16 protein-coding genes are annotated in these 16,808 nt (G+C 61.5%); 3 read left to right on the top strand and 13 right to left on the bottom strand.

The features are described 5' to 3' along the window. Positions 1–44: 44 nt before the first annotated feature. The gene (locus FYK55_RS09970; protein WP_150076237.1) at positions 45–1,052 is read left to right on the top strand and encodes a tetratricopeptide repeat protein; all 1,008 of its coding nucleotides are present in this window, start codon (positions 45–47) and stop codon (positions 1,050–1,052) included. A gap of 22 nt (positions 1,053–1,074) precedes the next feature. Here the strand turns inward: FYK55_RS09970 and FYK55_RS09965 are convergent, their stop codons facing one another. The 10 genes from FYK55_RS09965 to galE all read right to left on the bottom strand — a co-directional run bounded on the left by FYK55_RS09965 (position 1,075) and on the right by galE (position 11,786). Next, entirely contained in the window at positions 1,075–1,968 is an 894-nt protein-coding gene (locus tag FYK55_RS09965; protein WP_235908561.1) for a hypothetical protein, read from the bottom strand. A 138-nt stretch (positions 1,969–2,106) separates the two neighbouring features. Beyond that, positions 2,107–3,399, bottom strand: coding sequence for a beta-ketoacyl-ACP synthase II (gene fabF / locus FYK55_RS09960; protein WP_150076236.1), 1,293 nt, complete (start codon positions 3,397–3,399; stop codon positions 2,107–2,109). A gap of 137 nt (positions 3,400–3,536) precedes the next feature. Beyond that, the gene (locus tag FYK55_RS09955; protein ID WP_150076235.1) at positions 3,537–3,782 is read right to left on the bottom strand and encodes an acyl carrier protein; all 246 of its coding nucleotides are present in this window, start codon (positions 3,780–3,782) and stop codon (positions 3,537–3,539) included. 268 nt (positions 3,783–4,050) lie between these two features. Beyond that, a complete protein-coding gene (gene fabG / locus FYK55_RS09950; RefSeq protein WP_150076234.1) occupies positions 4,051–4,809 on the bottom strand; it encodes a 3-oxoacyl-[acyl-carrier-protein] reductase in 759 nt (252 codons plus the stop codon). A gap of 65 nt (positions 4,810–4,874) precedes the next feature. After that, on the bottom strand, positions 4,875–5,792 hold the full coding sequence (gene fabD, locus FYK55_RS09945) for an ACP S-malonyltransferase (RefSeq protein WP_150076233.1): 918 nt from the start codon (positions 5,790–5,792) through the stop codon (positions 4,875–4,877). Between the two features lie 126 nt (positions 5,793–5,918). Then, positions 5,919–6,101, bottom strand: a complete 183-nt coding sequence (gene rpmF, locus FYK55_RS09940) for a 50S ribosomal protein L32 (RefSeq protein WP_150076232.1) — start codon at positions 6,099–6,101, stop codon at positions 5,919–5,921. 107 nt (positions 6,102–6,208) lie between these two features. Then, positions 6,209–7,240, bottom strand: coding sequence for a class I SAM-dependent methyltransferase (locus tag FYK55_RS09935; protein WP_150076231.1), 1,032 nt, complete (start codon positions 7,238–7,240; stop codon positions 6,209–6,211). 4 nt (positions 7,241–7,244) lie between these two features. After that, entirely contained in the window at positions 7,245–8,255 is a 1,011-nt protein-coding gene (gene aroF / locus FYK55_RS09930; protein ID WP_150076230.1) for a 3-deoxy-7-phosphoheptulonate synthase, read from the bottom strand. Positions 8,256–8,705: 450 nt separating this feature from the next. Next, positions 8,706–10,622 carry a c-type cytochrome domain-containing protein gene (locus FYK55_RS09925; RefSeq protein WP_150076229.1) on the bottom strand — a complete coding sequence of 639 codons (1,917 nt, stop codon included), beginning with the start codon at positions 10,620–10,622 and terminating at the stop codon, positions 8,706–8,708. 177 nt (positions 10,623–10,799) lie between these two features. After that, entirely contained in the window at positions 10,800–11,786 is a 987-nt protein-coding gene (gene galE / locus FYK55_RS09920; protein ID WP_150076228.1) for a UDP-glucose 4-epimerase GalE, read from the bottom strand. A gap of 115 nt (positions 11,787–11,901) precedes the next feature. Here galE and xerD point away from each other — a divergent pair, with 115 nt between their 5' ends. Next, complete coding sequence (gene xerD, locus FYK55_RS09915; protein ID WP_150076227.1) at positions 11,902–12,855, top strand: site-specific tyrosine recombinase XerD; 954 nt, start codon at positions 11,902–11,904, stop codon at positions 12,853–12,855. 126 nt (positions 12,856–12,981) lie between these two features. Here the strand turns inward: xerD and FYK55_RS09910 are convergent, their stop codons facing one another. Next, positions 12,982–13,653 carry an FHA domain-containing protein gene (locus tag FYK55_RS09910; RefSeq protein ID WP_150076226.1) on the bottom strand — a complete coding sequence of 224 codons (672 nt, stop codon included), beginning with the start codon at positions 13,651–13,653 and terminating at the stop codon, positions 12,982–12,984. 212 nt (positions 13,654–13,865) lie between these two features. Continuing rightward, positions 13,866–15,179 (bottom strand): class I SAM-dependent rRNA methyltransferase, encoded by a 1,314-nt coding sequence (locus FYK55_RS09905; RefSeq protein ID WP_150076225.1) that lies wholly within the window; start codon positions 15,177–15,179, stop codon positions 13,866–13,868. Positions 15,180–15,382: 203 nt separating this feature from the next. On the opposite strand from FYK55_RS09905, the gene FYK55_RS09900 reads away from it, so the two are divergent. Continuing rightward, a complete protein-coding gene (locus FYK55_RS09900) occupies positions 15,383–15,661 on the top strand; it encodes a ferredoxin family protein (protein WP_150076224.1) in 279 nt (92 codons plus the stop codon). Positions 15,662–15,807: 146 nt separating this feature from the next. On the opposite strand, the gene FYK55_RS09895 is transcribed toward FYK55_RS09900, so the two are convergent. Then, positions 15,808–16,413, bottom strand: coding sequence for an HNH endonuclease (locus FYK55_RS09895; protein WP_150076223.1), 606 nt, complete (start codon positions 16,411–16,413; stop codon positions 15,808–15,810). Between the last annotated feature and the right edge of the window lie 395 nt (positions 16,414–16,808).

Raw genomic sequence — 16,808 nt, 5'->3', positions numbered from 1 at the left:
GTTTGTCTTGACCCGGTCGGGATGAATGGCGTATGCGAACGGTTATGAGTCGCCAACCCTGTCCCCACCGGATCGAACGTCGCTTGCTGCGGAACGTCGCCCTGAGTTTCACGGCGCTGAGTCTGACGGTGTTGGGTGGTTGCCGGATGGGAGTCCCGATCCATGTGTGGTCACCCGCCGAACTGCAATCCACCGTCGGGAAATCTGTTTTGGTTCCGGAACTGGTCGGTCCCAAAGCGGTCACCGATCCGATCCACGAGCAACTGGTCCAGTCCGCTCCCACCGGCGTTGGGCAGCAAACCCAATTGCTGTCCGGGCCGGAGGTGCTGTCGGCGTTGCAATCCTCCCCGGAGCAAACGATCGCACTGGTTTCCTATGACCAGAACGACACCAGCGATCTGGCGCTGGCCGAAGCGGCGCGGCGGCAAAACATCGACTTCATTCTGCGGGGCGAAGTGCTCCCAGATCGGCGGCCGCGTCAGATTCCGGAAGCCGGCCAAAGGATCTCCATCTCCTGGCGACTGACGCCGGTCTCCACCGCAGCCACCGCGAACGCCATGGCGGAAGCGGGACGACCGGTCGTGGTCGATTTGCAGGCGGCTCTGGAGCGATATCCGGACTTGGGTCTGTTGTCGGATCCTGAGCAAGCGTTGCAAGCGGCCGTGGTTCGGCAGACCCTGCCGCTGATCACTCCCTCGGTGCGTCGGGGACGCGTCCAGTTGGAGATTCCTTACCTGTTGCCTGGCACCAAGGCGATTCGCCGCGGAAACGCACTGGCGATGGCGGGGAGATGGCAGGCCGCCGAGGAAGCCTGGCAGGAAGTCCAGCAGCGATACCCCTTTTCATCGGTCGCGGTTCACAACTTGGCGGTCGCCGCGGCGGCACGTCAGGACTTCTCCACCGCGAAGCGACTGGCGCGAAAGGCGGTGCGGATGAAGCCGTCAGCGCTGCACAAGGAAACGCTGATCTGGATCGAACGCACCCAGCGGGACTACCACGAAGCCTTCGATCTGCCTGATCCGCCGGAAGGCTGGTTCCTGACTCGGGAGTGAACCGGGGGCCGCGTCGGTTGAATCATTCGGGAAACTTCAGGCGGTGCTTGTTCTGCTCGTAGAACTTGGTGATGTCAAGCGTCGCCCGACGCTCCTCCTCCATCAGTTGAATCCTGGCCTCCAGACGTTCCAGCCGGCGGGCCATTTGGGGAATCAGGTCCAGCGTTTCGTCCGGTGGATCCGGCTTGGGAACTTCCGGGTAACCGAGGTGTCGCTGCAAAGCGCTAAACAGATACAGCGGATCTTTCTGGCGATTGGCAAACGCGATCCGCCCCTCCTTCACGCCAAACAAGAAGGGCCCGCGGCCCTCCAGACTTTCCCCGGCCGCTTGGACTTTGTCTCGGTAATCCTCGCTGGCCAGGAACACCAGGTCGGCGAAATCGACCAGACCGATTTGGGCCCGCAGCATCAGAATCCATTTGGCCCAATCGGCTTCGTACATCGGATCGCCGCTGATGGCAGTCAACCCGCGGTCGTAGCTGAGCCGATTGCGACACAGCACTTCGAACTGGAAAAAGAACAGACCGGCGGGGGTGGCATTCTCGATCCGGTACCGGGCTTCCGCCTCCATCACACGGAACGCGGTGTTCATCATGAAGCGGCCGGTGTCCAGTTCGCTCTGTTCGACCAGGTAAGTTTGGAACGGTGTGAAGTAGTGAGCCAACCGCCGCATCGCCGGACCGATCAATCCGGAATGTTTGACTTCGGTCAGCAGGTACTCCATCGCCATCGGAAGCTTCGTGGTCGCCAGCACTTCATGGCGGAGTTGCAGGAGCAGATCCTGGATCGGAAACTCGCCGCCGGCACGCTCGTGCAGCAGTTCAAAGAGGTGCGCCTGTTCGACGTATTCTTCGCGGTCAAGTGACGGGGCGCGGGCGGGGACGGTGGTGCGGCGGTCGGAGGAGCGATTCGACATAGGTCTCAGCTTACCAGTCCCGCCGAATCCTGTCCGACAAATCGTGTCCGCCGAACGATGTTCGGCCCGCCGAGGATTGCTCCGCGCGCGCCGGCTTGACTGGTCTTGTGTCGCCGCAAGCAGGTCGGCGGGGAGAGATCAATGATCGAATTTGCCGAACACGATGCAGGCATTGTGTCCGCCGAAGCCGAAGCTGTTGCTCATCGCAACGCGAATGTCTTTGGCCTTGGCTTCGTTGGGTGTGTAGTCCAAGTCGCAGGCCGGATCGGGATCGGTGTAGTTGATCGTCGGCGGAATCATCGCCGCTTGGATGGCCTTGCACAGAATCACCGCTTCGATGCCGCCGCTGGCGCCCAGCGAGTGTCCCAGGGACGACTTGGTGCTGCTGACGCTGGTTTGATAAGCGGCGTCGCCAAAGACCCGTTTGATGGCCGTCGTTTCGGCTTTGTCACCGAGCGGAGTGCTGGTGCCGTGGGCGTTGATGTAATCGACATCGCCGGGTTCGACTTCGGCATCGCGGAGGGCCGCGGCCATGGCTGCCGCCGCGCCGGTGCCACCCGGGTCGGGCGCCGTGATGTGGCCGGCATCGCTGGTCGTGCCGTAGCCGAGGACTTCTCCGTAGATCCGCGCGCCCCGTGCTTTGGCGTGTTCAAGTTCTTCGAAAACCAGAACGCCGGCGCCTTCGCCCAGAACGAATCCGTCACGTCCGGCATCAAACGGCCGGCTGGCGCGGGAAGGATCGTCGTTGCGGGTCGAAAGGGCCTTCATGTTTTGGAATGCGGCCAGACCCATCCGAGTGATGGCCGCCTCACTTCCGCCGGTGACGACCACATCCGTTTCGTTCAAGCGAATGCTGCGGAGGGCGTCTCCCATCGCATTGGTTGCGCTGGCGCAAGCCGTCGCGACGGCATAGTTGGGACCTTTCAATCCGAAAGAGATCGAGAGGTTCCCGCCGGCGGCATTGACCATCATCTTGGGAACGGTGAAGGGGCTGACTCGATCGGGCCCCTTGGTCAGCATCCGCTCGATCTGGTTCTCGATCTCCATCAATCCGCCAATGCCCGAACCCAGGATCACGCCACAGCGAGAACGGTCCACGGTATCGAAGTTGATCGCAGCGTCCTCAATTGCCTGCTGCCCGGCATGAACGGCGAATTGCGTGAAACGGTCCAACCGTTTCGCTTCGCGCGCGTCGACGATTCCCTCCAGGTCAAAGCCGGGGATGTCGCCGGCAAAATGAACCTTGTAGGTGGAAGCGTCCAGCGTCGTGATCGGATGGATGCCGCTCTCTCCGGCAATCATCCGTTCCCAGGTTTGGGGCACGTTCAATGCCAAGGGGGTCACGGCGCCGATGCCGGTGATCACGACACGGCGATCACCCTTGAGAACTTTCTGGGGGGAATGGCTTTGCTCAGAGGAACCTTCGACCATCGCATAACCTTGGCGGTGCATTCAAGAAAATACCGCCCTCAAAAGCTGGCGCGCGGTCGACGGACCTGCGGCGCCAAACCGTTCTCGGGCGGCAAAGCGTCATCGTCGGTGCAGGCTTGACCGAACGATCGGCAATGCTAGGCGTCGTCGCCTTTGGCGTTCTCGATGAAGTCGACCGCTTCACCCACTTTTTGAATCTTCTCGGCCGCTTCGTCGGGAATGCTGATGTTGAATTCCTCCTCGAGCTCCATGACCAATTCCACCGTGTCGAGCGAGTCGGCACCGAGGTCGTTTACGAAAGAAGTCTCGCGGCTGATTTTGTCTTTTTCGACACCCAGTTGTTCAGCAACGATATCGACCACGCGTTCTTCGACGGTAGCCATAAGCAATCTCCAAATGTTTGTTCTGCAAAGGGATGTTCAAGGGAACGAAACGCCCCTCGTGATCGGGAGGAACGAGACGCCAAGGGTTTCTAATCAAATTGGGTTGCGGGAGAGCCTCCGCCGACCGGATCCGCCGGTCGCGAACGATTCCCGCACCAGCAAGAGCCCGGAGACGCGTCGTCGATTCGTCGAAAAGATAGGGGAAAGAAGCAAAAGGCGTCAATATCCCGCAATCGACTCTCTGAGGCCTGCCGGCAAGCGGGGCAACTTAGCCGGTCATGCCGCCGTCGACCACCAGGACCTGGCCGGAGATGTACCCGGCTTCTTTGGACGCCAGAAACAGCACGGCGGCCGCCACCTCTTCGGGTTCACCCACGCGTTTGGCGGGGATCGCTTTCTTGACCTCGTCCAGAATTCCGGCGGGGATCGCGTCGGTCATGTCGCTGGCGATGAATCCCGGCGCTACCGCGTTGACCGTCACGCCGCGGCTGACCAGCTCCTTGCTCATCGTTCGCGTCATCCCGATCATGCCCGCCTTGCTGGCCGAGTAGTTGGCCTGGCCGGGGTTGCCGATCAGACCCGAGATGCTGGCCATGTTGATGATTCGGCCGTACTTCTTTTTTCGCATGATCCCGGCCGCGGCGCGGCAGCAGACAAAGCAACTGGTCAGGTTGGTCGCGATCACGCTGTCCCATTCCTCGTCACTCATTCCCCGCATCAGCTTGTCGCGGGTGATTCCGGCGTTGTTGACCAGGATATCCAGGCGGCCCAAATCTTCCGCCACCGATTTGATGGCGGCGTCGGCTGCTTGACGGTCGGTCACGTCGCAGGCCACGGCTTTGGCTTTGCCGCCCGCCGCTTCGATCTCCGAAACGGTTGCCGCAAGTTTCTCTTCGTTGCGCGCCAGACAAGCAACCGTGGCGCCATTGATCGCCAGTCCGATCGCCACGGCTTTGCCCAGTCCCTGCGACGCGCCGGTGACGATCGCAACCTGGCCGGACAGATCTGCTTTGAGTGACAATTCCATGAGATTCGCTTGGGAAAAAAGGGGATCAGGTTCGGTGCGGGACACGTTTCGGGCGGACGAGCCGCTTATTCGTCGCCGAAACCGTCGCTGGGGAATTTTCGTTCGATGCGTTTCAGGGTTCCTCGCAACACCCGCCCGGTGCCGACCTCCAGGAAACCTTCCACGCCGTCTTGCATCATCCGGCGGACGGACGCTTCCCAGAGAACCGGTTGGGTGACTTGCTTGCTTAGCAGGTCACGGATTTCGTCGGCCGATTGATGGGGGGCACTGTCAACGTTGCTGTAGACAGGAATTCGTGTCTGGCGGAGTGGCATTTCTTTCAGGGCCGCCGTCAGCGTTTCGACCGCGGGCTGCATCAGTGATGTGTGAAAAGCCCCGGCTACGTTCAGCCGAACCACCTTGATCGCACCGGCTTCCAAAGCGGCTTTCTCCAGCCGATCGATGGCGGTGAGGTGACCGGACACGGCGATGTTGCCCGGGCACAGCAGGTTGGCCGGGCGGAGCACGTCGTCGTTCCGGGCCTGGCCGCACAACTTATCCAAGGTTTCCAGGTCCAATCCCAAGACACTGGCCATGCCGCTTTGGACCGCATCGGCGGCGGCTTGCATCGCCTGGCCACGCTTCTGAACCAGCCGCAGGGCGTCCTGGAAATCAAGCCCACCCGCGAAACAGACCGCGGTGTACTCGCCCAGGCTCAGGCCCGCCGCCGCGGTGACATTCTGCAAGCGTTCAGGGAATTCGGCCGCCAGGACTTCCGCCGCGGCTATCCCGACGGTGAACAACGCCGGTTGGCTGAACTCGGTCGCGTTCAGTTTTTCTTCGGGGCCCTTCTCGCACAACTCGCGGAGGTCGTAACCCAAAATGTCCGCGGCTTGGGCAAATCGATCGGCCGCTAGCGGATAGGTCTCGCATAGCCACCGTCCCATCCCGACGGCTTGGGCACCTTGGCCAGGAAACAGGATTCCGACGGAGTTAACGTCCATGGGGGCAGCAACGCTCCAAATAAAAACGCCGCGTAGTCACCGCCGGTTCCACGGGGCAATCCCGGGGAACGCGGCTCTCACGCGGCGGATGCACGGCAGAGGTTGGACAGAGGAATCGAGAAACGATTACTCGTCGCGAGGTTCGACAACGGTGCGTCCCATGTAATGCCCGCACTTAGGGCAAATCGTGTGGGTCGGCACGGAGCTGCTGCACTGCGGGCAATACCCGATCTGGCGTTTCTTGACGCGATCGTGGCTACGTCGTTTGCCGGATCGACTGTTGCTGTGTTTTCGCTTTGGTACAGCCATGGCTGTTCGTTGAACGTCTGTCTGGAGGTGTTGACGAGTTTATTTTGGCCCAGCATGGTAGAAATCGCGGCTGCGGTTCGTCAATCCACGATTGCGAAAAAGTCGGACTATCTTTCGGCCACGACCATTCCCAGTCCTTCCTGGCTGGCCGCCAGGAAAGTGAACTGGATGGATTGCAAGCCTGCCTGCTGGAACATTTGCTGGGCTTCTCGAAGATCGCGGACCCGTCCGCCAGGGGTCTGCAGGTGAATGGTCAGGGCGCCGGCGGCCTCATCCAGTCCCGCCCGGCTGGGGCCTGCGTACAGGTCGGGGGCCACCAGTCGTCCACCCGGCTTGACCGCCCCGGCGGCTTTGCGAAGGAGGGCCAGCGCCTGTTCGTCGCCCCACACGGACAGCTGCTGTGCGATGATCACCAGGTCAAACGCCTGTTCGGTCAGCGTGGCCAACCGCGGATCACTTTCGATGGTTTGGAAGCGGTCGCCCAGCCCGATCGAATCGGCGGTGGTGCGGGCTGCTTGCAGGGGGCCCGCCTGATCGATCGCGACCACCGTGGATTCGGCGTCCTGGTGCGCCATCGCGCAGCTCCACACACCCGAACCACAGCCGAGGTCCAGGATCCGCAGACCGGCGGGGGCGTCCTGGCCGCCAATGTTCAGGATTTCCGCGGCTTGGACCGCGGCCGAAGAATGGATCCACTGGGTTGCGGCCAGGTGGTCTCGATACGCTTCAACATCGATAGCGCCGTCTTCATCATCCTCAGAGGCACCGGACACCTTGCGGAGCCGCTGTGCCAGCGTGTTCCACTTCTGGTCGCCCAGGTCGTCGTCGTACTGACACAGCAGATGGCCGGCGCGGGCGAGCGTGAAATCTTCTCGGTACTGTTCGACGTAGCCGATCGCCACCAAGGCGTCCAGCAGCAGGGCGGTCGTGTCAGGGTCCAATGAAAGCGACTGGCACAGCTCGTCCAGGGTGTGTTGCCGTTCTCGCAAGCGTTCGGTGATGCCGACCTCGCGGGCCGTTCGCATCAAGTGCGACGCTGCATTGGTCTGCATCCAGTTGTGGTACTGTTGCAAGGTCCGATCGCCGGCCGCCCGGATCGACGCCCCCTGCGCCGCGGCTTCTTCTGGCGTCAGCGTCATCGGTTCACTCCTCGGCAAGCGCGGCTTGGACTTTCCGGCAACGTTTCATCGTTTCGGCAAACGCCTCGAATGTCTGCGACTGGTACCCATCGCTCATCGCGTTGCTGGGGTCGGGGTGGACTTCGATGATCAACCCGTCGGCTCCGGCGGCAACGGCGGCGACGGCCAGATCGTGAACCATGTAGGTGTGGCCGGTGCCGTGGGAGGGGTCGATGATCACCGGCAGGTGCGTCCGGCGATGCAGGTAGGGGACGCTGGCCAGCGGCAGGGTGAAACGCGTGTGTGACTCGAACGTGCGAATGCCACGTTCACACAGCATCACCTGGTCGTTGCCTTCGTTCAGGATGTATTCGGCCGCCAGCAAGAACTCGTCCATCGTCGCCGACGCGCCACGTTTCAGCAGCACCGGCTTGCCGCTTTTTCCGACCGCTTCGAGCAGCCGGTAGTTTTGCATGTTGCGGGCTCCGACCTGCAAAACGTCGGCGTAGCGGGCGACCAGATCGACGTCCTCGGTGGCCATCACCTCGGTGAAAACCGCCAGCCCCGTTTCGTCCCGGGCCGCCGACAACAGTTTCAGGCCGTCTTCCTTCATCCCCTGGAAGCTGTACGGACTGGTGCGTGGCTTGAACGCTCCGCCCCGCAACCCCGTTGCGCCGGCCGCCTTGACCGCCCGCGCGGAACTCATCAACTGTTCTTCGCTTTCGACGCTGCAGGGGCCCGCGACATACCCGACCTGTCCCGCTCCGGCGGCGAAATCGCGAACCCGGATCAGGCTGGGCTCAGGCCGCACCTCGCGGCTGGCCATCTTGTAGGGCGCCGAAATTGGCGTGACCTCGGAGACCCCCGGACAGCTTTCGATCGAATCCTTGAACGTGCCACGCTTCTCGCCGATCGCCGCAATCACGGTCCGTTCGGTGCCGACGATCACGGTCGCTTTCAGGCCCATTGCTTCAATTCGAGACGCGATCGATTTCACCTGGTCTTCGGTCGCATTTTGCTCCATCACCACGATCATGGATGATTCCGGTTGAAAGGATAGGAAAAGGATGGGAGGGGGTGGCTGGGGAGAGTTTGGCGCTCCGGGCCCAAGTTTCAAGCGGGTGCACCACTTTCTACGCCGATGTCGGTCGTTCCGATCGCCATCTCGCCAAAATGAATACGGACCATTGTCGAGACGTCGGGTTCGCGCCCAAATGATTCGCCGCGTCGGAGCCGGGCACATGGCGTGCATCGAAAATGGGGGCAGCGAGGGGCAAGCTGCGGTGATCCCGTTGCTGCCGTCGCCAGACGCCGGTACGCCACGCTCTGGCGAGCGTAGCTACTCGTTTTCAAAGAAGTGCCTGGCGGGACAGCGCCAGTTTGGGTGAGCCGCGTGGCGTTAGCTGCGCCTCAAACGGCGGCTGGCGCCTTGCCGCTCATTGCACCGCAAATCACGGTGTTTTTGATTCAAAGTGGCGCCGTCCGCCTAGCGGGTGTACTGCAGGAACTGGTTGATGTACGCCTCCGGCGGCATCCCGAAGCCTTCGGCGAAGGCGGCCTCAAAAGGTTTTCCGTCGGCCAGGGCACGCAGGCAAGATTCCAATGCTTTGCGACGGTTCCGGCTGAGCATGGACATGGCGACGCCGGCGCCGAAAGAGTCCGCTTGGGCGGGAGTCAGCCGGTTGTCAAGGAATGCCTTGGCATCTTTTACTGTCGACGCCGCCTCCAGCAACAGGGTCCGCATTTGGTCCTGCTCCGCCGGGCTCTTGGCGTTTTGCTGCATCGCGATGGCTTCGCCGATGCCTTCGGCAAACCAACGGGGAACGTCGGTGCCGTGGGTTGCCACTGCCAGGCTGACGACCGGGGCCAGCAACCGTGACCGCAGCGTTTCCGGATCGTCCTGCTCGGTTGCGACCATCGCGACGTAGGCGTCAATGCCGTCGAACTGCCAGTGCGAGGTCCAGTCGGAGGGAAGGCTGCGTTGTTCGACCATCTTGGCGAACTCGCTGTAGTCGTAGCGGCGTGGCAGCACGACGATGGTCGCCCGGCCACGGAAGTAATCCTGCGGTTGATCGTTGGGCCGTTCTCGAGCAACCGAAGTCGCGAACTGCAACTGTTCCTCGGCCAACCGACCCACCAGTTCCAAGGTGGCTTCGGACCCGGTGCCCGTGACGCGAAAATGGTCGGTCGTCGTCGCGCTCGGTTGGCCTTGAGTGTTAGCGAGTTGCAGATGAGATTCAGCCAATTCGGCTCGTTTGGTCGAGAGTTCTTCGGTGGACGCTTTTTCCGCCCAGGCAAGTCGGCTGAGCACCGTCAACGGCCGCGTTGCGTCGCCGTCGATGCTGGCTCCCTCGTCGATCCAGGTGGAGATCAATTTGATTTCGTCTTCGCTGAGAGCGGGCCGTCCACCGGCAGGCATCCGTTCTCCGTCGGCAGCGGTGCCGCGCAGTTTCTTGACCAGCAAACTGGCCTCGCCGCGTCCCGGGGTGACGATTGCTCCGCTGTCGCCGCCGCGCATCAGCCGCGTGAAGGTGTCCATCTGCAATCCGCCACGGACCTGCATGGCGTCGATGTGGCAGCCGCTGCAGTTTTCGACCAGCAGCGGAGCCACGTCGGAAACAAAGCTGACCGTTTCGTCGCCGCGGGATTGGGTGATCATGGGGGCGGGGGTTGGCGAAGCATTCGTCGCCGGGGCGCCGGCGGTGATCGGGGCCGAAGGATCCTGGCCGTCGAACTTCGCGCCCTGGACGATCCAGCTTTTCAGCGTTTGCAGTTCTGTCGGCGACACCGTGCCGCCGCCACGTGGCATGTCCCCGCTTTCAATCGTTTCGACCAGCCGGCTGCCGGTGGCATCCCCGGCGAAGACGACGACGCCTTCCGGGGGCCCTTTCATCAAGGCCGCGTAGCTGGCCGCATTGAATCCTCCGCGGCTGCCCTGGACGTGACACCGTCCGCACTTGCTTGTCAGGATCGGGGCGACGTCTTGGGTGAAACTGACCAGGGATTCGCCATTGGTCGTGGGGGTGTTGTCCCCGGGGGCGGATTCCGTCATCGCCGAATCGCCGGCGGGCCGCTCGGGATAACGCAACGGCGGCAGCGCGACACCCTCCAGTTCCAGCTTCATGTGGACCAGGGAAAGTTTCTGCATCAGCGGCGGAAGGGCGTCGTAGAACTCAGGCCCGTTGGCCTTGATGCCCATCTGGATGCGCGTCATCGCCTTGCGCAGTTCCTGGCCCGATGCCTGATAGTCGCCCTGGAAGTAGGACTGCGCCGCTTTCCCGATGCTGGAGTTGATAGTCGAAAGCACCGTTCGTTGACGACGGTCCAATTCGGCGGCACGGGCATTGATCGGCGAGATGACGCCGAAGCCGATCAGCAACAGGGTAATGCGGAGCAGATTCATGACGAAAAGTCTGGGCGAGCTGGCAGGAGTACCGGCAGGAGTAGTCGGGCCATCGATGATTCGGCGTTGCCGGAGACGGCTCCGGCAATGCCGAAACCACTCCGCGGAGAATCGCCGGGGTGGTGCACTGGCTGTGGAACGCCTGGCAGCAGGGCGGTGAGCCCAAATTATTCTAATTCAAGCGTCTGAATAACCGTTCGGGTGGGATTGATGCCACTTCCAGGCGGTCGCGACGATTTCGTTCACATCGTTGTAACGCGTTTTCCAACCGAGCAGCTTTTCGGCCAGGCTGGCATCGGCGACCAGTTCGGGTGGGTCACCGGCCCGACGTTCCCCAATGACTTCGGGGATCGGGTGCCCGCTGACCTCGCGGCAGGCTCTGACGATTTCCCGCACGCTGGTCCCGCGTCCGGTTCCCAGGTTCACGCAAAGCCCCTTGCCCGGTTCCAATCGCTCCAGGGCCGCCAGGTGGGCCGAAGCCAGGTCTTGAACGTGAACGTAATCGCGGATGCAGGTTCCGTCGGGCGTCGGGTAGTCGTCTCCGTAGATCGTGATGAACTCGCGTTGGCCCAGGGCGACCTGCAACACGATCGGGATCAAATGCGATTCCGGGTCGTGATCCTCGCCGATCGATCCGTCCGGGTGGGCACCGGCTGCGTTGAAGTAGCGGAGTGCGGCGTAGCCGATGCCGTAGGCGGCCGAATAGTCCGCCAAGGCCTGCTCAAAAACCAACTTGGTGAATCCGTAGGGATTGATCGGCTGCTGTGGCGTGGTTTCCGCGATCGGGATCGTGTCCGGTTCGCCGTAAGTTGCAGTGGTGCTGCTGAACACGATTCGATCCACGCCGGCTTCCCGCATTGCATCGAGCAATTCGACGGCGGCGACCACATTGTTTCGGTAATACAGTGAGGGGTCGTTGACGGATTCGTTGACCAGGGCGAAGGCAGCAAAATGCATCACCGCGTCGATCTTCTTTTCGCGAAAGACGCTCACCAACTTCTCGCGGTCGGCCAATTCTCCCTCGACCAACAGACCCTCCGGCACCGCGGCACGGTGTCCCCGTGACAGGTTGTCATAGACGACCACCTGGTGGCCGGCATCAAGCAACATTCGCACGGTATGAGAACCGATGTAACCGGCACCACCAACGACCAAAATATTCATTGAGGCAATCAAAGCTGAGGAAGACGGGAAACTGACTGACGGTCAAACGCCGAAAGATTCTAAGTCGCACTTGGCGTTGACCACCCCACCTTTAGCAGACCGAATCGAGCAAACGTTGGCAAAGCGTCGTACGAAACTGCAACTGATGCAACAGGCGGGGCCGCCCGAAAAGTCGACGCAGTCGGTCGATTCGATCCGAAACGACTTTTTGGACTACCTGCGGGGCGAATGCCACTTGGCGGCCAACACTCTGGCCGCCTACGGGCGGGATCTTCAGCGTTTTCTGGATTGGCTGGGACGCCGCCGGCTGGATGCGGTCCGGGTCGGTGACCTGACCGAATTCATGGGGTTTCTGAACGAGCAGCAATTGGCCCCCGCCTCGGTTTCGCGGAGCGTCGTTGCCGTCCGCACGTTTTTCAAGTACCTGCAACTGGAAGGCCTGGTCACAGAAAACCCGGCCGAATTGCTGTCGGCGCAGAAACTTTGGCAGCGCGTCCCCGGCGTACTCTCTCGACGTCAGGTCGAGGACTTTCTGGCCGCCCCGCGCAAGACGGACGCGTTTTGGCAGCGGGACGTTGCTCTCCTGGAGGTCTTGTACGCGACCGGGTGTCGCGCCAGCGAAGTTTGTTCGCTTCGGCTGGCCGATCTTTCGTTGGAACAGAAGTTCCTCAAGTGCACCGGGAAGGGCGGCAAGCAGCGGATGGTTCCCATCGGCGGCCGCGCGATCGAAGCGATTGAACGCTACGTCGACGAACTTCGCGGGATCCTGGCCGCAAAGAACCCGAATCGGCCCGAAGCGTTGTTCCTTTCCCGCAGCGGACGGTCATTGGACCGCATCCAGTTGTGGCGGTTGGTCAAGCAGTACGCGCGCCGCGCGGGCGTCGACCATCAGATCAGCCCCCACTCGCTGCGGCACAGTTTTGCCACGCACCTGTTGGCCGGTGGAGCGGATCTGCGGCAGGTGCAGGAGATGCTTGGTCACGCCAGTATCCAAACGACCCAGATCTACACCCACGTGGAACACTCACGATTGAAACGGGTGCACCAGCAATTTCATCCGCGGGCCTGAACAAGATCAAGCTGAAGCGAAATGAGAGAAATGCTGAGAATCAATGTCGCACTCGCCGCGAGGCGACGGGTCACGCTGCAGACGACGCGTTTCGGAAAACGCACGAGCGCGGGGAATCGCGAGGGCTCAGTCTTCGACGTTACCGTCCCAATCGGGATCCGCAATCTGGCGATGCATTTGACTCAGCCGCGTTTGAACACCCAGCAGCCGTTGCCACGCGGACAGTTTCAATGTCACCGTCTGGCTGGCATCTTCGATCGTCGCGGTTTCAACCAGCTTGCACAGCCGGTGTTGCAGGTAATCCAAGATCTCGCACAACTGCGCTTTCTGACCGGGGCTCAAGTTGTCTGGGATTTGCGGGACTTCCCGGCCGCTGGCCATCTCCATTTGGAACGGCGACTTCTCTTGGCTCAATTCGACCGCGACGGAGCTTTCCGAGGAGGACATCTCGCGAGCCATCGTCGGGTTGTCAGGGTTGAGCGCCTTGAGCCGCGCGGCAATCTCTTCTTCTGATCCGACCAGCATCAGACTTCGGCCGACCGAAATCAGGTCACCGCTGCGGAGAATCTTCAGCGGGTACTCGACTCCGTTCACTTTGGTTCCGTTGGTGCTGTCGAGATCGGTCAGCACCAAGCGATCGTTGTCACGTTGGATTTTGAAATGGCAACGGCTGACCCTTTCGTCGTTCAGCTGAATGTCATTGATTTCTTCGCGGCCGACGGTGAACGGTGGAGTGAGGTTCGCAAAGACCTTGCCACGGTCCGCCCCGTGAAGAACTTTCAACGTCACGCCCGACATGGGCAGACTCCGCTTTTGAGAAGGTCGAACAGAAGAGAAATCGTGAGGCATTACTATATCTGCTCCGATACGTGTCGTCTGCCGGATTCTTCCGGGCGTGCCGGTCGGTAGGCGGGCACAACGCAACGCGCTGCAGTTGCCGCACCTAGGCCTCGCTTCCGTTCGTCAGGTGTTCGTAGTATACGCCGCTGATGCAATATACCCCATGGTCATCACATGACCTGGGCAATCACGCACTTCAAGTAATCACTTTCGGGGCACCCGACCGCAAGGGGGTGGTCTGGAGAGGGGCCTCGGTTTTCCAACACAATGATGTCGCGTTCGCAACGCCGTCCAACCTCCACCAACATGTTCAGGAAGTCGCTTCGCGAGACGCGTCCGCTGCAGCTGCACGTTACCAGGATCCCCCCGACGGGGAGGAGCTCGACGGCGGAGCGGTTCAGTCGGCGGTAAGCCCGAAGCGCCTGATCGACCTGATGACGCGAGCCGGCGAAGCGGGGCGGATCCAAGACGACGGCGTCAAAGGTCTGACCCTCCCCCTTCATTCGTTTGAGCAGATCGAAACAATCGCCCTGCTCAAATCGCATTCGGTCGGACAAGCCGTTTCGCTGGGCCGATGCCTGTGCGGCAGCGATCGCCGGCGCACTCGAATCGATTCCCACGATCTCGCTGGCACCACGCTTCGCGGCGACCAACCCGAAACCTCCCGTGTAGCAGCACACATCCAAGACGCGTCGTCCAACCAGATAACCCGCAGCGGCGGCGTGATTGGCACGCTGGTCCAGGTAACCGCCGGTCTTCTGGCCGCCAACCAAGTCGACCGTTAGATCCAGGTCGTTTTGACGATAAGCAACCGGTTCACTGTCCGGGGCGGTGTCGATCTCCAAGGTCCCCGACTCCGGTTCAACGCCCTCGTACTTGGCGGTCTTTTCGTCGACGCGCACGACAATTTGACGGGCGTCGCAGGAATGCCGCAGGTGTTCCAGAATCGCTTGCCGCCAATTCATCAGGGCACCGGCGGTGAATTGCACGCCCAGCGAGTCGGCGTAGCGGTCCACGATCAGTCCGCTGATCAGGTCCGATTCGCTGAAAACGAGGCGTTCGGCGCCTTGGGGATCAAAGGTGCCCGTCAGTCGTCGGCGGGCGATCGCGGCATCGATCCGCTCTTTCCACAGGGCTTCCCCGATTTCGGTCCGGCTGTCGTAGCTATACAGGCGGACGCGCAATCGGCTGTTCGGATTGACCAATCCCCGCGCCAGGAAGTTTCCGTCCATGTCGACCAGGTCGACGGCTTGGCCAATCTGCAACTCCGCCCCGTCGGTGACCAGCGCGTGGGCGTGGACCCAGGGGTGCCGCGAGAGAAACGGAAACTGACGGCCCGGCTTGAGACGGAGTTGTGGGAGATTCGATTCGGACACGGAATCGTCGGACGCGAGATTGTCGGACACGGGGGCGGCGCCGGTAAAAGAGGGGGCGGCGGCCGGCAAAACGCCGGCCTGGGGCGGTGGCAGGATGACGAATCGCATCGCCGGTGCCCAGAGAGGGAACGCGAAAAACCCCCGCTTGCCACCGCACCAAAGGACTTCGGCGAAGCCGCGGCGAGGGGCCCGACGCCGCCAGGAATTCGATCTTACGGCCCCCTTGGGGTGCAGCCGCTTGCTTGTTCGGCCGATATACTGGTTTAATTGCTACGTCTGCAGAAGTTCCTGTCATGAAAGGTTTTTGAATAATGACTCACGTTGTCGCCGAACCCTGCTCGGGCTGCAAATACACCGACTGTGTTGTCGTCTGCCCCGTCGAATGTTTCTACGAGGGAGAGCAGATGGTCTACATCCACCCCGAAGAGTGCATCGACTGCGAGGCGTGTGTGCCCGAGTGCCCGGTCGAGGCGATCTTTCATGAAGACAACTTGCCCGAAGAGTGGAAGAGCTACTTGGAGCTGAACGCCACCAAGTCGGAAGAGTGTGAAGTCATCACGGAAAAGAAAGAGCCCTTGGCGGACGATTGATTCCCGCTGGCGGGCGTCGTCGCTCGCGGCTCCGCCGCGCGCCACTGTCTTCAGACATCGAAAAAGCCTTGCCGGTCCAATGTCCGGCAAGGCTTTTTTGGTTGCGGTCCGTTTCCCACCGCTGGCGACAGGGTACTCTCCTGCTCTCAGCCCGCTGCGGGCAGAAATGTCTTCCAGCATTCGTAGCGTGGATCGTCCACTGAATGGGTCACCAGCGGATTGAACCGCGGCTTGGCCGGAACAGTGATCAACTTCATCCCGGCTTGCTTCGGCGTTCGGCCGCCTTTGCGGCTGTTACAGCGAAGGCAACACGCGACAATATTCTCCCAGGTCGTCGGCCCGCCCTGGCTGCGCGGGACGACGTGGTCCAGACTCAGCTTGTGCGTCGGATAGTCCTTCCCGCAGTACTGGCAGGTGTGGGCGTCACGGGCGAACAGGTTCTTGCGGTTGAATCGCACCGTCTGCAGCGGCATCCGATCAAAGCGGGTCAGCCTTGCGATGCGAGGCACTTGCAATTCGAAGCCCACCGCTTGGATGAAGTCGTCACCCGGTTGCTTTTCCATCGCATTCAACTGGCTCATCTCGCACCAGCTGTCAAAGTCGTAGCTGATGAATTGGCCCGCTTCGTGGGCAATCACTTCCGCGCATTGACGATAGAGCAGCGTCAAAGTTCGGCGCACATCGACGACTCGGATAGCCATGTAAAACCGGTTCAAGATCAGCACGTGGCTGTCGAGCAGACTCTGACTCATCTCTGCGGGATCCTTGCACTTGGCGGCTAACGTGATCGTTAGCAGGGTGTTTCGGACGGGGCGTCTTCCGGATTGATGACCTCGTGGGCCACGGCATTCTAAACCTTTCGGCGGTTGTCATGGGGTAGCAATTGGGCCCGAAAAGTCTCCGCTCAGCCGACTTTCGCAGAAGCTTCATCGCTTTCGACGATTGCCGGAAACGTCGCGGTTGTGACAGGGACACTTTGGGGCGCTGAAAGGGTTCGCTTGGCGAGTCCACTCCGGCGAGTTCATTCCGGCGGGGCCGCGGGTGGGTCGGCCAAGGCCCGATGCCCGCGAGCCACGCCGCCGCCGGTTTCGGTTGACCCGGCGGGGAAGGATTTCGTACGGTCGCCGCGGAGGGCCTGGGTTCCGCG

The sequence above is a fragment of the Roseiconus nitratireducens genome (assembly GCF_008629675.1).
GTDB classification, from domain to species: domain Bacteria; phylum Planctomycetota; class Planctomycetia; order Pirellulales; family Pirellulaceae; genus Stieleria; species Stieleria nitratireducens.
This window is presented reverse-complemented; position numbering and strand designations above follow the sequence as displayed.